At 66.0% G+C, this 18,684-nt stretch carries 15 protein-coding genes and 1 pseudogene; 4 read left to right on the top strand and 12 right to left on the bottom strand.

Features of this window, described 5'->3' with window-relative positions; all coding sequences use genetic code 11:
* Positions 1-11: 11 nt before the first annotated feature.
* The 4 genes from msrQ to IB258_RS11445 all read right to left on the bottom strand — a co-directional run bounded on the left by msrQ (position 12) and on the right by IB258_RS11445 (position 3,432).
* A complete protein-coding gene (msrQ, locus tag IB258_RS11460; RefSeq protein ID WP_054450599.1) occupies positions 12-662 on the bottom strand; it encodes a protein-methionine-sulfoxide reductase heme-binding subunit MsrQ in 651 nt (216 codons plus the stop codon).
* A 9-nt stretch (positions 663-671) separates the two neighbouring features.
* Positions 672-1,634, bottom strand: coding sequence for a protein-methionine-sulfoxide reductase catalytic subunit MsrP (gene msrP / locus IB258_RS11455; RefSeq protein WP_054450597.1), 963 nt, complete (start codon positions 1,632-1,634; stop codon positions 672-674).
* Between the two features lie 182 nt (positions 1,635-1,816).
* Positions 1,817-2,467 (bottom strand): HAD family hydrolase, encoded by a 651-nt coding sequence (locus IB258_RS11450; protein ID WP_054450595.1) that lies wholly within the window; start codon positions 2,465-2,467, stop codon positions 1,817-1,819.
* A gap of 2 nt (positions 2,468-2,469) precedes the next feature.
* Complete coding sequence (locus IB258_RS11445; protein ID WP_175181235.1) at positions 2,470-3,432, bottom strand: RluA family pseudouridine synthase; 963 nt, start codon at positions 3,430-3,432, stop codon at positions 2,470-2,472.
* 501 nt (positions 3,433-3,933) lie between these two features.
* On the opposite strand from IB258_RS11445, the pseudogene IB258_RS30600 reads away from it, so the two are divergent.
* Both IB258_RS30600 and IB258_RS11440 read left to right on the top strand, forming a co-directional pair.
* Positions 3,934-3,981, top strand: a pseudogene (locus IB258_RS30600) (hypothetical protein); the annotation flags it as partial.
* Entirely contained in the window at positions 3,965-7,021 is a 3,057-nt protein-coding gene (locus tag IB258_RS11440) for an Rne/Rng family ribonuclease (protein ID WP_225590366.1), read from the top strand. The pseudogene IB258_RS30600 and the gene IB258_RS11440, both read left to right, overlap by 17 nt.
* 142 nt (positions 7,022-7,163) lie before the next feature.
* Here IB258_RS11440 and IB258_RS11435 read toward each other — a convergent pair whose 3' ends face one another.
* On the bottom strand, positions 7,164-8,060 hold the full coding sequence (locus tag IB258_RS11435) for a LysR family transcriptional regulator (RefSeq protein ID WP_054450590.1): 897 nt from the start codon (positions 8,058-8,060) through the stop codon (positions 7,164-7,166).
* A gap of 173 nt (positions 8,061-8,233) precedes the next feature.
* On the opposite strand from IB258_RS11435, the gene IB258_RS11430 reads away from it, so the two are divergent.
* A complete protein-coding gene (locus tag IB258_RS11430; RefSeq protein ID WP_054450588.1) occupies positions 8,234-9,169 on the top strand; it encodes a dihydrodipicolinate synthase family protein in 936 nt (311 codons plus the stop codon).
* Positions 9,170-9,291: 122 nt separating this feature from the next.
* Here IB258_RS11430 and IB258_RS11425 read toward each other — a convergent pair whose 3' ends face one another.
* The 7 genes from IB258_RS11425 to argE form a co-directional block, all read right to left on the bottom strand.
* On the bottom strand, positions 9,292-10,839 hold the full coding sequence (locus IB258_RS11425) for a UxaA family hydrolase (protein WP_192352599.1): 1,548 nt from the start codon (positions 10,837-10,839) through the stop codon (positions 9,292-9,294).
* Between the two features lie 46 nt (positions 10,840-10,885).
* Positions 10,886-11,893 carry a tripartite tricarboxylate transporter substrate binding protein gene (locus IB258_RS11420; RefSeq protein ID WP_192352598.1) on the bottom strand — a complete coding sequence of 336 codons (1,008 nt, stop codon included), beginning with the start codon at positions 11,891-11,893 and terminating at the stop codon, positions 10,886-10,888.
* 291 nt (positions 11,894-12,184) lie between these two features.
* The gene (locus tag IB258_RS11415; RefSeq protein ID WP_192352597.1) at positions 12,185-12,733 is read right to left on the bottom strand and encodes an acyloxyacyl hydrolase; all 549 of its coding nucleotides are present in this window, start codon (positions 12,731-12,733) and stop codon (positions 12,185-12,187) included.
* A 234-nt stretch (positions 12,734-12,967) separates the two neighbouring features.
* Positions 12,968-13,843: an acetyl-CoA carboxylase, carboxyltransferase subunit beta gene (accD, locus tag IB258_RS11410; protein ID WP_054450581.1), complete on the bottom strand. Its 876-nt coding sequence runs from the start codon at positions 13,841-13,843 to the stop codon at positions 12,968-12,970.
* Positions 13,844-13,878: 35 nt separating this feature from the next.
* Positions 13,879-14,742 carry a tryptophan synthase subunit alpha gene (gene trpA, locus IB258_RS11405; RefSeq protein WP_054450579.1) on the bottom strand — a complete coding sequence of 288 codons (864 nt, stop codon included), beginning with the start codon at positions 14,740-14,742 and terminating at the stop codon, positions 13,879-13,881.
* A 10-nt stretch (positions 14,743-14,752) separates the two neighbouring features.
* On the bottom strand, positions 14,753-15,952 hold the full coding sequence (trpB, locus tag IB258_RS11400) for a tryptophan synthase subunit beta (RefSeq protein ID WP_054451311.1): 1,200 nt from the start codon (positions 15,950-15,952) through the stop codon (positions 14,753-14,755).
* Between the two features lie 131 nt (positions 15,953-16,083).
* Positions 16,084-17,235 (bottom strand): acetylornithine deacetylase, encoded by a 1,152-nt coding sequence (gene argE, locus IB258_RS11395; protein ID WP_054450578.1) that lies wholly within the window; start codon positions 17,233-17,235, stop codon positions 16,084-16,086.
* Between the two features lie 120 nt (positions 17,236-17,355).
* Between argE and IB258_RS11390 the strand changes: the two genes are divergently transcribed.
* Positions 17,356-18,669, top strand: coding sequence for an MFS transporter (locus IB258_RS11390; RefSeq protein ID WP_059374811.1), 1,314 nt, complete (start codon positions 17,356-17,358; stop codon positions 18,667-18,669).
* Positions 18,670-18,684: the final 15 nt, after the last annotated feature.

The raw sequence follows: 18,684 nt of genomic DNA, 5'->3' as shown, positions 1-18,684 counted from the left end.
GACGCGCAGCGCTACCGCCTGCCGCGCAACCAGGCGACCAGCCGCCAGCCCAGCAACAAGGCCAGCACGGCGGCGTACAGGGCGGGCTGCGCCAGGTCGTTCTTGCCGGCCTTGTGCCACCAATAATGCAGCACCGCCAGCAGGCCGATGGCATAGATGGCGCGGTGCAGGCTTTGCCAGCGCTTGCCCAGCTTGCGCATGGCCCACTGCGTGGAGGTAGCCGCCAGAGCGGCCATCAGCACGAACGCCGCAAATCCCACCATGATGAAGGGGCGTTCGCCGATATCGCGCAGCATGCCCGCCGGATCGAAGCCGCGATCCCACCAGACCCAGGCCATGAAGTGCATGGATCCATAGAAGAACGCGAACAAACCGCACATGCGCCGCAGACGCACCAATGCCGGCTGGCCAGTCAGTCGGCGCAGCGGCGTGATGGCCAGGGTCACGAGCAGGCAGACCAGGGTCCAGGTGCCCGATGAACGGGTCAGGAACTCGACCGGGTTCGCCGTCAGCCCGTTATTCACGCCCAGCCAGATCCAACGCGCGAACGGCGCCAGCCCCAGCAGGAACAGGAACGGTTTGAAGCGCCCCACAGTCTTGGCGGAAAGCTGGGTCTTGCGCGGCGGCGTGGCCGGAGCCACCTGCGGAGTGCCGTCAGGCATGGAATCGCCTCAGTAGTTCGCCTTCAGGTCCATCCCCTGGTAGAGCGACGCCACCTGTTCGGCATAACCGTTGAACATCAAGGTCTTGCGCTTGGGGGAGAACAGCCCGTCCTCGCCAATGCGGCGTTCCGTGGCCTGGCTCCAGCGCGGATGAGGCACCTCGGGATTCACATTGGCGTAAAAGCCGTACTCCTGGGGCGCGGCCTTGATCCACGACGACACGGGCGGCTTTTCGACCAGGCGGATCTTGACCAGGGACTTGGCCGACTTGAAACCATACTTCCAGGGTACCGCCAACCTGAGCGGCGCGCCGTTCTGGTTCGGCAGCACCTTTCCGTAGACGCCGAACACCAGCATGGCCAGGGGATTCATGGCTTCGTCGATGCGCAGGCCCTCCACATAAGGCCATTCCAGGATCGCGGCGCGCACGCCCGGCATGTTCTCGCGCTGCACGGCGGTGACGAATTCCACGTACTTGGCGTTGCCCGTGGGTTCGACCTGCTTGAGCAGCGCCGACAGCGAATAGCCCATCCACGGAATCACCATGGACCAGCCCTCGACGCAGCGCAGCCGGTAGACGCGTTCTTCCATCGGCGCCAGCTTGAGCAGCTCTTCGATGGAAAAGGTGCGCGGCTTGCCGACTTCGCCCTCGACGCTCACGCTCCAGGGGCGTGTCTGCAATTTGCCGGCATTGGCGGCCGGATCGCCCTTATCCACGCCGAACTCGTAGTAGTTGTTGTAGGAGGTGACGTCGGCCAGCGTCGTCTGCTTGTCCATGACGCTCAAGGCGGGGTTGAGCTTGCCCGGCAGAACGCCGGCCTCCTGGGCGTGCGCGCTGCGCATGGCCCACCCCGGCAGGCCTGCGGCGGCCGCGACCAGCCCCGCGCGCAGCATCAGTTCGCGGCGCGAACGCCAGACGTCCTCGGAGGTGATCTCGGACGGAAGAATATCGTCGGGCTTGCGTATCAACATCATGGTCTCCGGTGTAGCGCCCGCAGGATCATGGACGCGCCCTGCGCAAGCCATGGACGCCGCGCCGCCCCATGATATTCCGCGGCAGCCGGCGCTTGCGGGTATTTCCTATAGACCCGCGCGTACGGCGGGCGTTCCGCGCCCGGACTGCGCACGCCCGGAGAATCCCGGGCGCCAGGTCGCTAGATACGAGGCAGCAGCCATTCGCGCACCTTCGGCACGCTGTCGAGCACCGCCTGGGGCGAACAACCCTCAAGTTCCTTCAGGGTATGTGCGCCATAGGTCACCCCCAGGCCATGCACGCCGGCATTGATCGCCATCTGCAGGTCGTGCGAGGTGTCACCCACCATCACGACGCGGTCCGGATCCACGTCCAGCTCCTGCATCAGCTCGTGCAGCATCGCCGGATGCGGCTTGCTGAAAGTTTCGTCGGCGGTGCGCGTGGCATCGAACAGCGGCCCCAGGCCGGTCGCGGCCAGCGCGCGGGTCAGGCCCACGCGGCTCTTGCCGGTAGCCACCGCCAGGCGCACGTTCTGCCCGGCCAGTTCGGCCAAGAGTTCCTGCACGCCCTCGAACAGGCGCAATTCCGGATCACGCAGCAGATAGTGCGTGCGGTAGCGCTCCAGGAAGCGCGGCAGCATCGCCTGCGTCAGTTCCGGCACCGCGCGGCGCAGGGCGCTTTCCAGGGACAGGCCTATCACCCAGCTGGCATCGGATGCCGAAGGTACCGCCAGCTCCAGGTCGCGGCAGGCGCCCTGGATGGCGGCCACGATGCTGTGCGTGGAATCCATCAGGGTGCCATCCCAGTCAAAAACGACCAGCGAATACGACATAATCAGACCGACTCCAGTTGTTTCAGTATTTTCCGGCAAGCTGGGGGCAGCTCGGCGGTAAGCGTCAGGGACTCGCCCGTCACCGGGTGGGCCAAGGTCAATTGGTGGGCGTGCAGGAACATCCTGCCAAAACCCATGCGCGCGAACTGCGCCCGTACTTCGTCGTGGCCGTACTTGTCGTCGCCCACGATGGGGAAGCCGCTGGCGGCCAGGTGCACCCGGATCTGATGGGTGCGACCGGTACGCAATTCGGCGTCGACCAGACTATAGCCACCAAAACGCTGCTTGAGCGTGACGATGGTGTGCGCCGACTGGCCGTCCGGATCGACCTTGACCCGGCGCTCGCCGGACTGGGTGGTCCACTTGGACAGCCCCAGCTTGATGTGCTGGCGGTCATTGACCCAATCGCCCTCGACCAGGGCCAGGTAATGTTTGTCCCCTTTTCCTTCGCGCAGCATGGCGTGCAACGCCAGCAGGGCGCTGCGCTTCTTGGCCACCATCAAGAGACCCGAGGTCTCCCGGTCCAGGCGATGGACCAGTTCCAGGAACTTGGCGCCGGGCCGGGCCGCCCGCAGCTGTTCGATCACGCCGAAGGACACGCCGCTGCCGCCATGGACCGCCACGCCGGCGGGCTTGTCCACGACAAGCAACGCCTCGTCCTCGAACACCACGGGGAATTCGGCGCCAGGCACCGGCCGGGGCTTGCCCGGGTCGGGCAGCCGCAGCGGCGGAACGCGGACCACGTCGCCCTCGGCGACGCGGTAGTCGGCCGAAGTGCGTCCCTTGTTTACCCGCACTTCGCCGCCGCGTATGGCCTTGTAGATATGGGTTTTGGGGACGCCCTTGCACAGGCGCGCAAGGTAGTTGTCCAGACGCTGGCCGGCATGCTCGGCATCGACTTCCACCATCCGGACGGCAGGGGGAGCTTTAGAGAGGGAAAGCGAGGGGGAAGTTTCTTTGCGCATTGCGAAAAGCGACATATAATCGGGACAGCCTAAAGGGGCTGAACTAGCCGCCTGACGTAGAGATGCAACGTTACGCAACTCCGTCGAGCGCGCGGGCCGCCATTGTACTGCCTGCTCATTCAACCCCCGGGGTCATTTGGTCGCCGGCGCAACCGCGCCCTGCCGGATAGTGGTGTGGCATTCATTTTGCCCGCTGTCCCAGCAGGTCCGTTGCATGCCGCAAGCGGCTCTGAAGCACCGCAAGAATCGTCGCATATTTAAAGCACCAGCTGCGCGTGGGCAACCAATCCGACCGCAACTGCCGTTCACAGCACTTTTCCGTCAAACCACATTCAGTGAAGCTGACCCTCCTGCTGACAGAACCCCGAGCCCCACGGCTCGACGTGCCCGCCTGACCCGCGGCGGATACGCCTGGGCGCCGCCCAGGTACGGTCCGCAACTCTTGCCCGCTTCAGCCCGCAGCCCGAGTGACCCGAGGTCACGCGCCGATATCGGCGCGTCATGACAACGGAGAACCCCTCTCATGAAGCGCATGCTGTTCAATGCGACGCATCAGGAAGAATTACGCGTCGCTATCGTCGATGGGCAAAAACTCATCGACCTCGACATCGAGACTGCCGGCCGTGAACAACGCAAAGGCAATATCTACAAAGGTGTCATCACCCGGATTGAACCCGGCCTCGAAGCTTGCTTCGTCAACTACGGTGAAGACCGTCACGGTTTCCTGCCTTTCAAGGAAGTGGCCCGCAGCTACTTCAAGGAAGGCGTGGACGTCCGCAGCGCCCGCATCCAGGACGCCCTGCGCGAAGGCCAGGAACTGATCGTCCAGGTTGAAAAGGAAGAGCGCGGCAACAAGGGCGCCGCCCTGACCACGTTCATCTCGCTGGCCGGCCGCTACCTGGTCCTGATGCCCAACAACCCCCGTGGCGGTGGCGTTTCGCGCCGCGTCGAGGGCGAGGACCGCCAGGAACTGCGCGACACGATGGAGCAGCTCGATCTGCCCCAGGGCATGAGCATCATCGCCCGCACCGCCGGCATCGGCCGCAACGTCGAAGAGCTCCAGTGGGACCTGTCCTACCTGTTGCAGCTCTGGACCGCGATCGACGGCGCCGCGCGCGACAACTCCGCGCCGATCCTGATCTACCTGGAATCCAGCCTGGTCATCCGGGCCATCCGCGACTACTTCTCCCCGGAAATCGGCGAGATCCTCATCGATACCGACGAGATCGCCGACCAGGCCACGGCTTTCATGAGCGTGGTGATGCCGGACAACGTCCAACGCGTCAAACGCTACCGCGACGATATCCCCCTCTTCTCCCGTTTCCAGATCGAACACCAGATCGAAACGGCGTACTCGCGCACGGTCACGCTGCCCTCGGGCGGCGCCATCGTCATCGATCACACCGAAGCCCTGGTTTCCGTGGACGTCAACTCGGCCCGCTCCACGCGCGGCGCCGACATCGAGGAAACCGCGCTGCGCACCAACTCGGAAGCAGCCGATGAAGTGGCCCGCCAGTTGCGCCTGCGCGACCTGGGCGGCCTGATCGTCATCGACTTCATCGACATGGAGGACAGCAAGAACCAGCGCGCCGTCGAACAGCGCCTGCGTGACGCCCTCCACTTCGACCGCGCCCGCGTCCAGATGGGCAAGATTTCGCGCTTCGGCCTGATGGAACTGTCGCGCCAGCGCCTGCGTCCCGCCCTGAACGAAGGCTCGCACATCACCTGCCCGCGCTGCAACGGCACCGGCGTGATCCGCGACGCCGAGTCCAGCGCCCTGCATGTGCTGCGCCTGCTGCAGGAAGAGGCCATGAAGGAAAACACCGCCGCCGTGCACGCCCAAGTGCCGGTCGACGTTGCAACCTACCTGCTGAACGAAAAGCGCGCCGACATCACCAAGATGGAAGCCCGCCTCAAGGTCAACCTGATGCTGATCCCCAACAAGCATCTGGAAACGCCGCACCACCACATCGAGCGCCTGCGCCACGACGATCCGCGCCTGGAAGAACTGAAGACCAGCTTCGAACTGGTTGAAGCCCCGGCCACGGACGCCCCCTGGCAGCCGCGCGAGCACGAAATCAAGTCGCGTCCGGAAGCGCTGGTCAAGGGCATCACGCCCTCGCAGCCCGCTCCTGTTTCGACCCCGGCTCCCGCTGCGCCGGCTCCCGCGCCGGCAGCAACCGGCGGCCTGGGCGGCCTGTTCAAGCGCCTGTTCGGGTGGCTGGGCGGCAGCTCCGAAGCGGCCAAGCCCGCTCCCGCTGCCCAGGAAGACAGCGCCAAGCGCGCCAGCTCCGGCCGCGGCAAGGGCCGCAGCAGCCATGACGGCCAGGAACGCCGTGGCGAACGCCATGGTTCGGACCGCAACCGCAACCGCCGCGGCGAATCCCGCGGCGAAGGCGCCGAGGGCAGCGAAGGCGGCCGCCACCACGTCCGCGGCAACCGCCGCGCCGAGGGCGAGCGCCAGGAACGCGGCGACCGCAACAACCGCAACGACACCCGTGGCGAACGCGACACCCAGGCTGCGCAAGCTGCCCTGGCGTCCAACCGCCCCGAGCAAGCCGTGGAAGCTGGCGGCGAGGACAGCGGCGCCGGCCGCAACCGCCGCCGCGGCCGTGGCCGCAATCGCCGCGAGGAAGGCCAGTCCGACGCCCCGATGAGCGAACAGGAAAGCATGGTCGCCGCCCTGGCGCAGACGGTCGCCACCGCCCTGCCCGAAACCAAACCGGCTCCTGAAGCCGCCGCGGTGACCGCCGAGGCCGGCGAAGCCGAAGCCGTGCTCGAACAGACCGCCGATGGCGTACCCGCCGTGGAAGGCGCCGAAGGCGCCGCCGATCCCGAGCGCAAGCGCCGCCGCCGCCGCAGCCGCCGTGGCCGCCGCAGCCAGGAAGAAGCTGGCTTGGCCGGCAGCGACGACCAGCAGGAAGATGGCGCCGACGACGACAGCATCGAACAGTCGGAAGAAGCCGCTGCCCAGCCCGCCGTGACCGCTGCGCAAACCGAGGAACCTGCCGCGCAGGTCCAGGCCGCTCCGGCGCAAGCCCAGCAGCCCGAAACCACGACAGCCGAGCCCGTCCAGGTTGCCGCTGCTCCGGTTGAAACCCAGCCGGCAGCGCCCGTGCAGGCCCAAGCCGAGCAAGCCGTCGAACCCGTGGCCCAGCCCGTGCAGACGGCTACCGCCGAAGTGACCCAGCCGGTGTCCGTGCAGGCCGCGAGCGAGGTTTCCGCCCCCGCAGCGACCGAGCCGGCGCCGGTGGAAGCCGCCGCCGTCGAACCCGTGGTTGCTCCCGCCCCGGCGCCGGTCGCCCCGGTTGCTCCGGCCGCGCCTGTCGCGCAGGAAGCGGCTGCCGCGACGCCCGCAGCCAGCCAGCCCATCGTGGTGCCGGCTGTCGCCCCGTCGGCCAAGGCCCAGGCCCTGCACGACGTGGTGAATGCCGCCGGCCTGCAGTGGGTGGAGACCGATCCGGACCGCCACGCCCAGACCCAGCTGCGTATCGCCGCTGCGCACACACCGGTCCGCCTGGGCCGCGAGCGCAAGCCGGTCGCGCCCGTTTCCAACGAGCCGCTGGTTCAGGTCGAAACGCGCCACTAAACCGCAGGCCCGCAAGGGCTTGCGACTGGCAGCACATCGCACCCCGTACGCTGGATACCGATCCAGCGTACGGGGTGTTTTTCATGGTGGGTCCGCAGGGCAGCGACGCCCCGCGCGATTCGCAGCGCGCCCCCTCGGCCGCTCACTCGTCCTCTATCGGCTCCGCGGGCAGGTTCAAAGCCAGGCCGGCCTCTTCGACGAACGCTTCCGCCAACGCCGAATGCGGCATATGCCGGGCCCAGATGATCCCCATGCAGCGCAGAGGCGCGCGCCCCGGCAGCGGCACTCGCTTGACGCGCCGGCTGTCCACCCAATCCGGCGCCCAATCGGGTACCAGCGACACGCCCAGCCCTTCCGACACCATGCAGGCGATGCCCATCAGGCCGTCGACCTCCAGGCGCTCGCGCGGCACGATGCCGTGCTGGCGCAGATACTGGTCCGCCAGCCGGCCGCCCCAGACGTTGCGGTCATAGCGTATAAAAGGCTGCGTGCTCATCAGTTCGTGGGCGTCATTGCTCACGGTATCGGGCGGCGCCAGCACCACCAGCGGCTCTTCCGCCACCAATTTCCAGGCGTAGCCCTTGGACAGGTTGAATTGCGGCTTGACGATGAAGGCCGCGTCCAGGTCGCCGTTGATCACCCGGTGGTACAGGTGATTGGAGGTGCCTGGCTCCACGAAAACGGCCAGCTTGGGCAGGCGCCGGTACAGGCGCGCCAGCACGGTGGGCATGATGCCCGTCAGCGCCGACACCGACACGCCCAGCCTCAACTCGCCCAAGGGCGCGTCGTCGCTGGCGCTGGCCCGCAGGTCGCGCACTTCGCGCAGCACGCTGCGGGCTCGTTCCAGCACTTTCAGGCCCGCTTCGGTCGCCTTGACGCTGCGGCCCACGCGCTTGATGAGCGTGGCGCCCAGCTCTTCCTCCAGGGTGCGCACCCGCGCCGCAATGGCAGCGGGGGTCAGGTCCAGCCGGCGCGCGGCCTCCGCCAGCGATCCGCATTCGACCACCGACACAAAGCTCTGCACATATCGCGTATCCAAAGCGTCCCCCCTTTTTCTGCAGGCATGGTTTGCGCCAGGGCAAACCACAACAATTTTATGGATTGAAGCAATTAAACAGCAGATGTTCACTGGCCGCTTCGGTGCCAGAATCAGTCGTTGCCGCTGCGCCCCGTGGCGCGTCCTTTTCATTCATCAGAAAACGAGTAGAGACAATGAGCACCCAAGCCAGCATTCCCGGCGTTTTTTCTCCGGTCCTGACGCCATTCGACGCAGCCTATCGCCCGGCGCTGGGACGCTATGTGAAGCACTGCCGCTGGCTGCGCGAACAATCCGTCGGGCTGGCCATATTCGGCACCAACTCGGAAGCCAACTCGCTCGCCCTGTCGGAAAAGCGCAGCCTGCTGGACGCGCTGCTGGAAGCGGGCGTGGAACCGTCGGCGCTGATGCCCGGCACGGGCGCCTGCGCGCTGCCCGACGCGATCGAGTTGACACGCCACGCCGTGCGCAGCGGCAGCATGGGCGTGCTGGTCCTGCCCCCCTTCTATTACAAGGGCGTGAGCGACGAAGGCCTGTTCCGCTACTACGCCGAACTGATCGAAGGCGTGGGCGACGACCGGTTGCGCATGTACCTGTATCACATCCCTCCCGTGAGCCAGGTGCCGCTGAGCCTGGACCTGATCGACCGCCTGCTCGACCGCTATCCCGGCCAGGTCGCCGGCGTAAAGGACAGTGGTGGGGACTGGAACAACACGGCGGCCATGATCGAACGCTTCGCGCCGCGCGGCTTCAAGGTCTACGCGGGCAGCGAAGCCTTCCTGCTGCAGACCCTGCGCGCGGGCGGCGTGGGCTGCATCACCGCCACCGGCAACGTCAATCCGGGCCCCATCGTCGCCCTGCAGCAGCGCTGGCAGGAAGCCGACGCCGACGCTCGCCAGGCCGGTCTGAACGCGACCCGCAACGTGTTCGGCAAATTCCCCATGATCCCCGCGATGAAGGCCGCGATTGCCTGGAAATCCGGCGATCCGGCCTGGGCGACGGTACGACCGCCCCTCGTGGAACTGAACGCTGAACAGCGCACCGCCTTGCAGGCCGCCCTGGATGAGAACGGCTTCGACATGCCCGGCGCGCAGACCCTGGCGGACAACTAGCGCGCAATCCCGCGGGCGCTAGTTGTCCGCGGGATTGAACAGCGCAATATCCGCAGCAAGAAGCGCCCCGGCGCACGGCGACCTGAAGCCGTGCGCCGGGGCGCTTCTTTTGGCGGTGCCGCTCAGCTCACCACGCCGATGTTCCAGGGCACGAACTCGTGATCGCCCAGTCCCAGCAGCTCGCTCTTGCTGCGCGTGCCGGAGGCCACCAGCAGGATTTCCTCGAAGATGCGCTGCGCCACTTCCTGTAGCGTCGCGGTGCCGTCCAGGATGTCGCCGCAATTGACGTCCATGTCCTCCGTCAGCCTTTCATACATCGGCGTATTGGTCGCCAGCTTGATCGAGGGCACGGGCTTGGCGCCGAACATCGAACCGCGCCCGGTGGTGAAACAGATCATGTTGGCCCCGCCGGCGATCTGTCCGGTCGCGGACACGGGGTCGAAGCCCGGCGTGTCCATGAACACCATGCCGGGCTGGCGCACCGGCTCCGCGTAGCGGTAGACCTCCATCAACGCCGTGGTGCCGCCCTTCATCGAAGAGCCCAGCGACTTCTCGAAGATGTTGGCCAATCCGCCCATCTGGTTGCCCGGACTGACCTTGCCGTTGATCTGCACGTCGCGCCCCGGCGAGTACTCTTCCTTCCACCAGCGGATGCGCTGCACCAGCTTTTCGCCGACCTCGCGGTTGCGGGCGCGCGAGGTCAAGGTGTGCTCCACGCCATAGATCTCAGGCGTTTCGGACAGGATGGCGGTGCCGCCGTGGCGCACCAGGATGTCCATGGCCGCCCCCAATGCGGGATTGGCGGTGATGGACGAAAAGCCGTCCGAACCGCCGCATTGCAGGCCCACCGTCAGATGCCGCGCCGGCACCGGCACGCGCTCGACCCGATTGGCCTCGGGCAACAGCGCCTGCACCGCGGCGACGCCCGCCTCGATGGTTTTGCGCGTGCCGCCGGTCTCCTGCATGATGAAAGTCTTCAACCGCGCGCCCGCCTCCAGGCCCTGGTCCTTGAGCAAGGCATCCAACTGATTGCGCTCGCAGCCCAGCCCGACGATCAGCACGGCGGCGAAGTTGGCGTGACAGGCGTAACCGCCCATCGTCCGGCGCAACAAATCCATGGGTTCGCCGGACATTTCCATGCCGCAGCCCATGCCATGGCTCAGCGCCACCACGCCGTCCACATTGGGATAGGCGGCCATCAGCTGCGGCGTGAAAGCTTCGGCAATGCGATGCACCACCGTCGCCGAACAGTTGACCGTCGCCATGACCCCGATGTAGTTGCGCGTGGCGACCTGTCCGTTGGCGCGCACGATACCGAGAAAGCGCGCCTGCTCGGACTCGGGCAGGACCGGCGTCGCCACGTAATCGCGGGCGTGCGCGTAGTCCCGGTCGAACTCCTGGAAGTCCATGTTGTGCGAATGGACGTAGGTGCCGGCCGGAATGTCGCCCGCTGCAAAGCCGATGCAGACGTTGTACTTGAGGAGGGGCTCGCCGGCGCGCAGGTCGCGCGCCGCGATCTTATGCCCTGCCGGGATCTGGCTGCGGCTGACGATGCCTTCGGAGGGTACGGCCATGCCTATGCCGATGGGCACGCGCGCCACCACGACGTTGTCCGCGGAATGCAGCCGGATGACGGGGCCGGCTGCACGTTTTTCAGTGAAATCGATCATGTCTGGATCTCGTAGGGATAAAGGCTCGCCCGCGCGGGCTGGACGCCTATTCGGGTTTGATGCCTATGTCGCGGATCAGCACCGACCAGCGCGGCAGCTCCGTACCCACGAAACGCGTGAAGGTATCGGAATCGCTGCCCACCACCGTGAAGCCCTGCTCGCTGAGCTTGGCCTGCATATCGTTCTGCTGCACGGCGGCGCGGATGGAATCGGAAAGCTTGGCCACCACGGGCTTGGGCGTATTGGCCGGCGCGAACACGCCATACCAGGTCGACACTTCGAAGTCCTTGAACCCGGACTCGGCCAGGGTCGGGATTTGCGGCGCCTTGGAGTCGCGCTTCAGGCTGGTAATGGCCAACGGCCGGACCTTGCCCGATGCGATGTGAGGCAAGGCCACAGGCAGATTGGCGAACATGTACGGCACGTGCCCGCCCAGCACGTCGGCCATGGCGGCCGATTCGCCCTTGTACGGCACATGCGTCACCTTGGTGCCCACCATGTGCGCATACAGCTCGCCGGCTATGTGCTGCGGGCCGCCCTGGCCGGACGAGGCATAGCTCATTGCGCCATCGCCGGCCTTGCGGATCTGTTCCGTCAGCTCCTGTACGGTCTTGGCATCCACCAAGGCTGGATTGACCACCAGGATCAGCGGCATGGTCACGATCTGCGATACCGGCGCAAAGTCCTTCTCGGGCTTGAAGGGCAAGGACGGGAACAGCGAAGGCGCCACCACCATGGTGGACTGCGAACCCAGGAACAGCGAGTAGCCATCGGCAGGCGAACGGGCGACGTTGTCGGCGGCGATGGTGCCGGTGGCGCCGGCCCGGTTTTCGACCACCACCTGCTGCCCCAGGCTTTCTGCCATCTTGGCGCCGACCAGGCGCGCCACGATGTCCGCGCCGCCTCCCGGGGCAAAGCCCACGACCATGCGCAGCGGCTTGTTAGGAAACTCCTCGGCCATGGCGGCGGATGAGCCGCAGAAAAGCGCGAGGCCCAGGCCTAGGGCTACCGTCATGCGCGTCAGGGGACGCGCGGGCGTACAGGGGGTGTTCATGCGTTGGTCTCCGTATGCCATCGTCGCGCCCCTCCCCGGCCGCAGCCAAGCGTGCCGGGAAGCGGAGCCGCGCGGCGGCTCGTTGTGTGTTGTGCAGTGCCAGAGCATTCTGGCGATTGCACTCCCTACCAACAAGTATGTATACGCAGCGTCAGAACATAATATTTTTGAGGTATCAAATTGGACTTGCCGCAATGCAGCACAGCAGCCCAAAAAAAATCCACCCCTGAGGGTGGATCTGTCTGTGCGGCGGGCCCTTGGGGCCGCGCCACGCCCACATACATGGCGTGATCAGAACTGGTAGGTGTACGTCAGCTGCACCACGTCCAGGCCCGGGTTCGGGCGCTTGATGCTGGCGTTCGAGAAGTGCGAATAGCGCAGGCCGATGCGATTGTTCGGCGTCACGAGAAAGCCCATGCCGATGTGGTCGCCAAACTGGAAAGCGGTGCTGATGTTCTCGTCGGCGAAACGCGTGCTGGAGAAGAGCGTGGCGCCAATACCCGCTTCAATGTAGAAGCGTTCGCCGGTCCACCAGCGGAACATCGGGATGGCGTTGAGCTGCCAGACATGGCCCGGGGAGCGCGAGCCGCTCGCCTTCCAGTACGACGCGCCGAGTTCGGGCGTCAGGTCCAGCCGGCCCCAGTTGCCACCGAACTGGTAGGTCCAGACCGAAGCCGTTTCGTAGTTGATCGTCAGGCGCTGATAGTGGTCTCCAATGCCGTAATGCACGCTGACGCCGCCCTGAGTACCCTCGGACGATTGGGCGCTTGCCAGCGACGCGGTTGCAGCCAGGGCAAATCCCACAAGGCCGGTAAGCATCTTCTTCTTGGTCAACTGCATTGGAAAACTCCGTAGATTTCAAACCTAGTACGCAACATAGCAAAATCCGGGCCGGAAGGCTCAAGCTTTGTCGCACGCAGGCAACATCGCGGATGGAAAACACTGTTCCGCAAATTGTTCGTCATATGCGGTCCCGGGGCCGCATATGACAATGCCGCCGGAAGCCCTGGGCTGCCGGCGGCATCTTGGCGCTGTTCGTCTGGCCCGTCCCCTCAGGCGCACGCCGGGGCAAACTCAGGCCGTAACCACGTCCGCCGGTTGATTGGTCAGCAAGGCCAGCAGGCGGGCGATTTCCTCGCGCAGCTGGCGGCGGTCCACGACCATGTCGATGGCGCCCTTCTGCAGCAGGAACTCGGCGCGCTGGAAGCCTTCCGGCAGTTTTTCGCGCACGGTCTGTTCAATCACGCGCGGGCCGGCAAAGCCGATCAGCGCCTTGGGTTCTGCGATGACCACGTCGCCCATGAAGGCGAAGCTGGCTGACACGCCGCCCATGGTGGGGTCGGTCAACACGCTGATGAACGGCAGGCCGGCCGCCGACAGGCGGGTCAGCATGGCATTGGTCTTGGCCATCTGCATCAGCGACAGCAGGCTTTCCTGCATGCGCGCGCCGCCCGAGGCAGCCACGCAGATGAAGGGCGTCTTGTTGTCCAGCGCGGCCTGGGCGCCGCGCGCGAAGCGCTCGCCCACCACCGAGCCCATGGAGCCGCCCATGAATTCGAATTCAAAGCAGGCCAGCGTTGCGGATACGCCGCGGATCGAACCGCTCATGACCACCAGCGCGTCGGTTTCGCCGGTCTGCTTGACCGCTTCCTGCAGACGCTCGGGGTACTTGCGGGTGTCCTTGAACTTCAGCGTATCGACCGAACGCGTGGTCTGGCCGATCTCGACGCGGCCCTCGACATCCAGCAGCGAGTCGATGCGGGCACGGGCCCCGATGCGCATGTGGTGGTCGCACTTGGGGCAGACGTGCAGGTTGGCCGCGAGGTCTTCGCTGTACAGCACCGATTCGCACGACGGGCATTTCACCCATAGGCCTTCGGGAACGCGGCGGGGGCCGCTTTCGCTGGTTTTATTGATGCGAGGAGGCAGGAGTTTTTCGATCCAGCTCATTGATTATTCATCCCGTATGAGGTCACGCCCGCCGCTCAGGCCGACGCGCTTGCTCGTTTTACTTGATCCAGCGCTTGCCGGATGGTGCGCAGCCAGCCGCTGGCGGCGGTGACTGCGGCGTCGGTTTTCTGGGCCGCGGGGGCATTCGCCGCCGCCTGCTCCATGGTTTCAATCAGTTTGCTGCCGATCACGACGGCATCCGCCGCGCGCGCCACGCGCTGGGCGCTTTCGGCGTCGCGGATGCCGAAGCCCACGCCCACCGGAATGTCGCGCACGTGGCGGCGGATCACGGCCAGGCGCTCGGCAACGTCGTCAGTGTTGAGCGAGCCCGAACCCGTGACGCCCTTGAGCGACACGTAGTACACGTAACCCCGCGCCACTTCGGCGACGGCCTTGATGCGCGCTTCCGTGGACGTGGGCGCCAGCAGGAAGATGGGCGCAATGCCGTGCCCGCCCAGCGTGGCGGCGAACTCGACGACTTCTTCGGGCGGATAGTCCACCACCAGCACACCGTCCACGCCCGCCTGCTCGGCGCGACGCGCGAACTCGGCCTGGCCCATGCGTTCGATCGGGTTGGCATAACCCATCAACACCACCGGCGTGGATGCGTCGCGCTGGCGGAATTCAGCCACCAGCTCCAGCACGCGGGCCAGGCCCACGCCTTGCGCGATGGCGCGGTCGGCGGCGCGCTGGATCACCGGGCCGTCAGCCATGGGATCGGAGAACGGCACGCCCAGTTCGATGACGTCGGCGCCGGCCTCGACCAGCGCATGCATCAGGGGAACGGTCGCGGCGGGCGAAGGATCGCCGGCGGCAATGTAGGGAATCAGCGCCGCGGCGCGGCCGGATTCGGCGGTGCGCGCAAAAGCGGCGGCAATGCGGTCGATGCGAGTGGTCATGGACAGGGCCTCAGAGCTCGATGCCGGCCTGTTCGGCCACGGTATGCATGTCCTTGTCGCCACGGCCCGACAAGTTGACCAGGATGACGGCGTCGCGCGGCAGCGTGGCGGCCATCTTCACGGCTTGCGCGATGGCGTGCGAGGACTCCAGCGCGGGCATGATGCCTTCGATGCGGCAGCAATCGTGGAAGGCCTTGAGGGCTTCCGCGTCGGTGATGCCGACGTACTCGGCACGGCCGGAGTCCTTCAGCCAGGCATGTTCCGGGCCCACGCCGGGATAGTCCAGGCCGGCGGAGACCGAATGCGTTTCCTGAACCTGGCCGTCGGCGTCCTGCATGACGTAGGTGCGGTTGCCGTGCAGCACGCCCACCTGGCCCGCGGCCAGGGAAGCGGCGTGGCGGCCGCTGTCCATGCCCTCGCCCGCCGCCTCGACGCCGATCAGGCGCACGTTTTCGTACGGAATGTAGGGATGGAAGATGCCCATGGCGTTGGAGCCGCCGCCCACCGCCGCCACGACGTAGTCGGGCTGGCGGCCGGTGGCCTCGGGCATCTGCGTCAAGCATTCGTTGCCGATGACGGTCTGGAAATCGCGCACCATGCGGGGATAGGGGTCGGGACCCGCCACCGTGCCGATGATGTAGAAGGTGTTTTCGATGTTGGTGACCCAGTCGCGCATGGCTTCGTTCAGTGCGTCCTTCAGGGTGCGCGAACCGGACGTGACCGGCACCACCGTCGCGCCCAGCAGCTTCATGCGGTAGACGTTCGAGGCCTGACGGCGGACGTCTTCGCTGCCCATGTAGACCACGCATTCCATGCCGTAGCGGGCCGCTACCGTGGCGGTGGCCACGCCGTGCTGGCCGGCGCCGGTTTCGGCGATGACGCGCGGCTTGCCCATGCGCTTGGCCAGCAAGGCCTGGCCGATGCAGTTGTTGACCTTGTGGGCGCCGGTGTGGTTCAGGTCTTCGCGCTTGAACCAGATCTGGGCGCCGCCCACCATTTCCGACCAGCGGCGTGCGTGGTAGACCGGGCTGGGCCGGCCGACGAAATGCTTGAGTTCGTAGTTGAACTCTTCCTGGAAGGCGGGGTCGACACGGTAATGGTCATAGGCCGCGCGCAGCTCGTCGAGCGCGTGCATCAGCGTTTCCGCCACGAAAACACCGCCATAAGGGCCAAAATGGCCCTGGGCATCCGGAAAGTCGTAAGGTTTCACCAAGCATCTCCCCCGGGTATCGCGGCAGGCCACTGCCGGCCGCAAATCCGGTTTGCAACCCGTCATTTTACCTGACGCCGGCAGCGGCCGGGGGCAACGCCCCAGCCGCCCCGGGAACCGTCAGCCTGCCCTCAGAGCGACTGCCCCAGGCGGCGCAGGAAGGTGTCGCAGGCGGCCAACTGGTCCAGCGCGACGTACTCGTTGGGCTTGTGGGCCTGTTCGATATGGCCGGGGCCGCAGACCACGGTGGGAATGCCGATGCCCTGGAACAGGCCAGCCTCGGTGCCGTAGGCAACCTTGCGGGTGGCACGGTCTTCGGTCAGGGCGCGCACCAGCTGGGTGATGGCGGCTTCCTCGGACGCTTCCAGGGCGGGCGCGGCCGCGCCCGTCTCGATTTCGATGCTGGCGCCGTCGAATTCGGCCTTCATGCGCGGCAGGAGCTCTTCGCGCACGTATTTTTCAACTTCTGCCTGGATCTCGTCGGGCTGCATGCCGGGCAGGTTACGGAATTCGTAGGTAAATTCACACAGTTCGGGGATGGTATTGACCGCGATGCCGCCCCGGATCTGGTTGGTGGTCATCGTGGAGAACGGCACGTCGTAGAACTGGTCGTAGGGGCCGTTGGCCTTGAAGCTGTCGGCCAGGTCGCGGATGCGGCAGATCAGGCGGGCGGCATATTCGATGGCGTTGCAGCCGCGCGGGGTCAGCGACGAGTGCGCCGCCTTGCCGTGCACCTTGCAGCGGAACAGGTTGATGCCCTTGTGCGCCACCACCACCTGCATGCCGGTGGGCTCGCCCACCACGCAGCCTTCGGGGCGGATGCCGCGTTCGTGCAGGTCGGCCAGCATGTAGGGCGCGCCGGCGCAGCCGACTTCCTCGTCATACGAGAACGCCAGGTGCATCGGCTTCTTGCGCGGCATGGCCAGGAATTCCGGCACCATTGCCAGCGAGCTGGCGATGAAACCCTTCATGTCGCAGCTGCCGCGGCCATAGAGCAGGCCGTCCTTTTCGACGAGCTTGAACGGATCCGTGCTCCATTCCTGGCCGTCGACCGGCACCACGTCGGTGTGGCCGGACAGCACGATGCCGCCCTGCATGCCGCCGTCCTGGGCGGGCAAGGTCGCGAACAGGTTGGCCTTGGTGCGCTCCGGATTGTGCGCCAGCCATGCGTCGACGCCCTGGCCCTTGAGCCAATCCCGGACGGTTTCGATCAGGGCAAGATTGGAATTGCGGCTGGTGGTGTCAAAGCCAACCAGCGTTTCCAGCCAGGTGCGCGCGTTCATGTCACTACTCTCTTGGGGAAAAACAGGAGTGTAAGGCCAGCGCGCCTCCGCGTCTCGGCGTGGTCCGGCGCGCGAAGCGCCTAGAATGTCGCCCGGTTAGGCAAACCCCAAGGAGAAACCGTGCAGCACAAAGCAGTTCCCACACGCAACATCGTGGCGGCAGTAATAGGCAATGCCCTCGAATGGTATGACTTCCTGGTGTTCGCGTTCATGACGCCGATCATCTCGAAGCTGTTCTTCCCCACCGACCCCAGCGTTCCCGGCAGCGAGCTGAACGCCATCCTGATGACCACCGCCATTTTCGGCGTCGGCTTCTTCATGCGCCCCGTGGGCGGCATCATCCTTGGCCTGTACGGCGACAAGAAAGGCCGCAAGGCCGCCATGGTCATGGTGACCTCGCTGATGGCCGTGTCGATCGCGCTGATCACCGTGGCCCCCACCTACCACGCGGCCGGCATCCTGGCCCCGATCTTCATCCTGATCGCTCGCCTCTTGCAGGGTTTCTCCGCCGGCGGCGAATTCGGCACCTCGACGGCGCTGCTGATCGAGATGGCGCCCAACGGCAAGCGCGGCTTCTACGGTTCCTGGCAGATGGCCGGCCAGATGCTGGCGCTGCTGATCGGCGCGGCCTGCGGCACGCTCATCACCGAGTTCTTCACCCCGCAACAGATCGCCGACTGGGCATGGCGCTTGCCGTTCGCCTTCGGCCTGGTCATTGTCCCCATCGCCATCTATATCCGCCGTAACGTCGATGAAACCGACGCGTTCAAGCAGATCAAGGAAGAAGAGCGCCAAGCCGCCGCCCGCGGCGACGTGCAGCGCCTGAGCCTGGGCCAGATGCTGAAGACGCATACCCGCGAAGCGCTGATCGGCGTGGGCCTGGTCGTCACCGCGACCGTGTCCATCTACATCACCTTCACGTATCTGGTGACCTACTCCACGCAGATCCTGAAGCTGCCGCTGAACCAGACCTTCCTGGTGCAGATGGCGGGCGCGGCGCTGATGGTGCTGCTGACGCCCTTCATGGGCGCCTGGTCCGACCGCATCGGCCGACGCCCCCTGGTGATCGGCTCGCTCATCGGCTACCTGATCGTGCTGTATCCGCTGTACTACTGGCTGTCGGACGCGCCGTCCATCGGCCGCCTGCTGGCCGTGCAGGTCGTGGTCTGCCTGTTCGTGTCGGCATTCTTCGGCGTGTTCAGCACGGTGATGGCGGAACTGTTCCCCGCGCGCGTGCGCTCGGTGGGCCTGTCCCTGGCCTACAACGTGGCCGTGATGATCTTCGGCGGTTTCGCGCAGTTCATCGTGACCTGGCTGATCAAGACCACCGGCTCGCCGATGGCGCCCGCCTATTACGTGATGTTCGGCGTGGCGCTGGGGCTGATCGCCGCGTTCTACATGCGCGACCGCGCGCACGAAGAGCTGGACAACTGAGTCCTGCTCCCGCCC

It is taken from the genome of Achromobacter sp. ACM02 (genome assembly GCF_014851605.1).
Classification (GTDB): domain Bacteria; phylum Pseudomonadota; class Gammaproteobacteria; order Burkholderiales; family Burkholderiaceae_B; genus Achromobacter; species Achromobacter aegrifaciens.
The sequence above is the reverse complement of the archived record's forward strand: the minus strand, read 5'-3'. Positions and strand labels throughout refer to the sequence as shown.

What these genes read in the sequence shown, in the direction of transcription:
- msrQ (WP_054450599.1), bottom strand. Translation starts at nt 662, where the DNA reads ATGCCTGACGGCACTCCGCAGGTGGCTCCGGCCACGCCGCCGCGCAAG.
- msrP (WP_054450597.1), bottom strand. Translation starts at nt 1,634, where the DNA reads ATGTTGATACGCAAGCCCGACGATATTCTTCCGTCCGAGATCACCTCC.
- IB258_RS11450 (WP_054450595.1), bottom strand. Translation starts at nt 2,467, where the DNA reads ATGTCGTATTCGCTGGTCGTTTTTGACTGGGATGGCACCCTGATGGAT.
- IB258_RS11445 (WP_175181235.1), bottom strand. Translation starts at nt 3,432, where the DNA reads ATGCGCAAAGAAACTTCCCCCTCGCTTTCCCTCTCTAAAGCTCCCCCT.
- IB258_RS11440 (WP_225590366.1), top strand. Translation starts at nt 3,965, where the DNA reads ATGCTGTTCAATGCGACGCATCAGGAAGAATTACGCGTCGCTATCGTC.
- IB258_RS11430 (WP_054450588.1), top strand. Translation starts at nt 8,234, where the DNA reads ATGAGCACCCAAGCCAGCATTCCCGGCGTTTTTTCTCCGGTCCTGACG.
- IB258_RS11425 (WP_192352599.1), bottom strand. Translation starts at nt 10,839, where the DNA reads ATGATCGATTTCACTGAAAAACGTGCAGCCGGCCCCGTCATCCGGCTG.
- IB258_RS11420 (WP_192352598.1), bottom strand. Translation starts at nt 11,893, where the DNA reads ATGAACACCCCCTGTACGCCCGCGCGTCCCCTGACGCGCATGACGGTA.
- IB258_RS11415 (WP_192352597.1), bottom strand. Translation starts at nt 12,733, where the DNA reads ATGCAGTTGACCAAGAAGAAGATGCTTACCGGCCTTGTGGGATTTGCC.
- accD (WP_054450581.1), bottom strand. Translation starts at nt 13,843, where the DNA reads ATGAGCTGGATCGAAAAACTCCTGCCTCCTCGCATCAATAAAACCAGC.
- trpA (WP_054450579.1), bottom strand. Translation starts at nt 14,742, where the DNA reads ATGACCACTCGCATCGACCGCATTGCCGCCGCTTTTGCGCGCACCGCC.
- argE (WP_054450578.1), bottom strand. Translation starts at nt 17,235, where the DNA reads ATGAACGCGCGCACCTGGCTGGAAACGCTGGTTGGCTTTGACACCACC.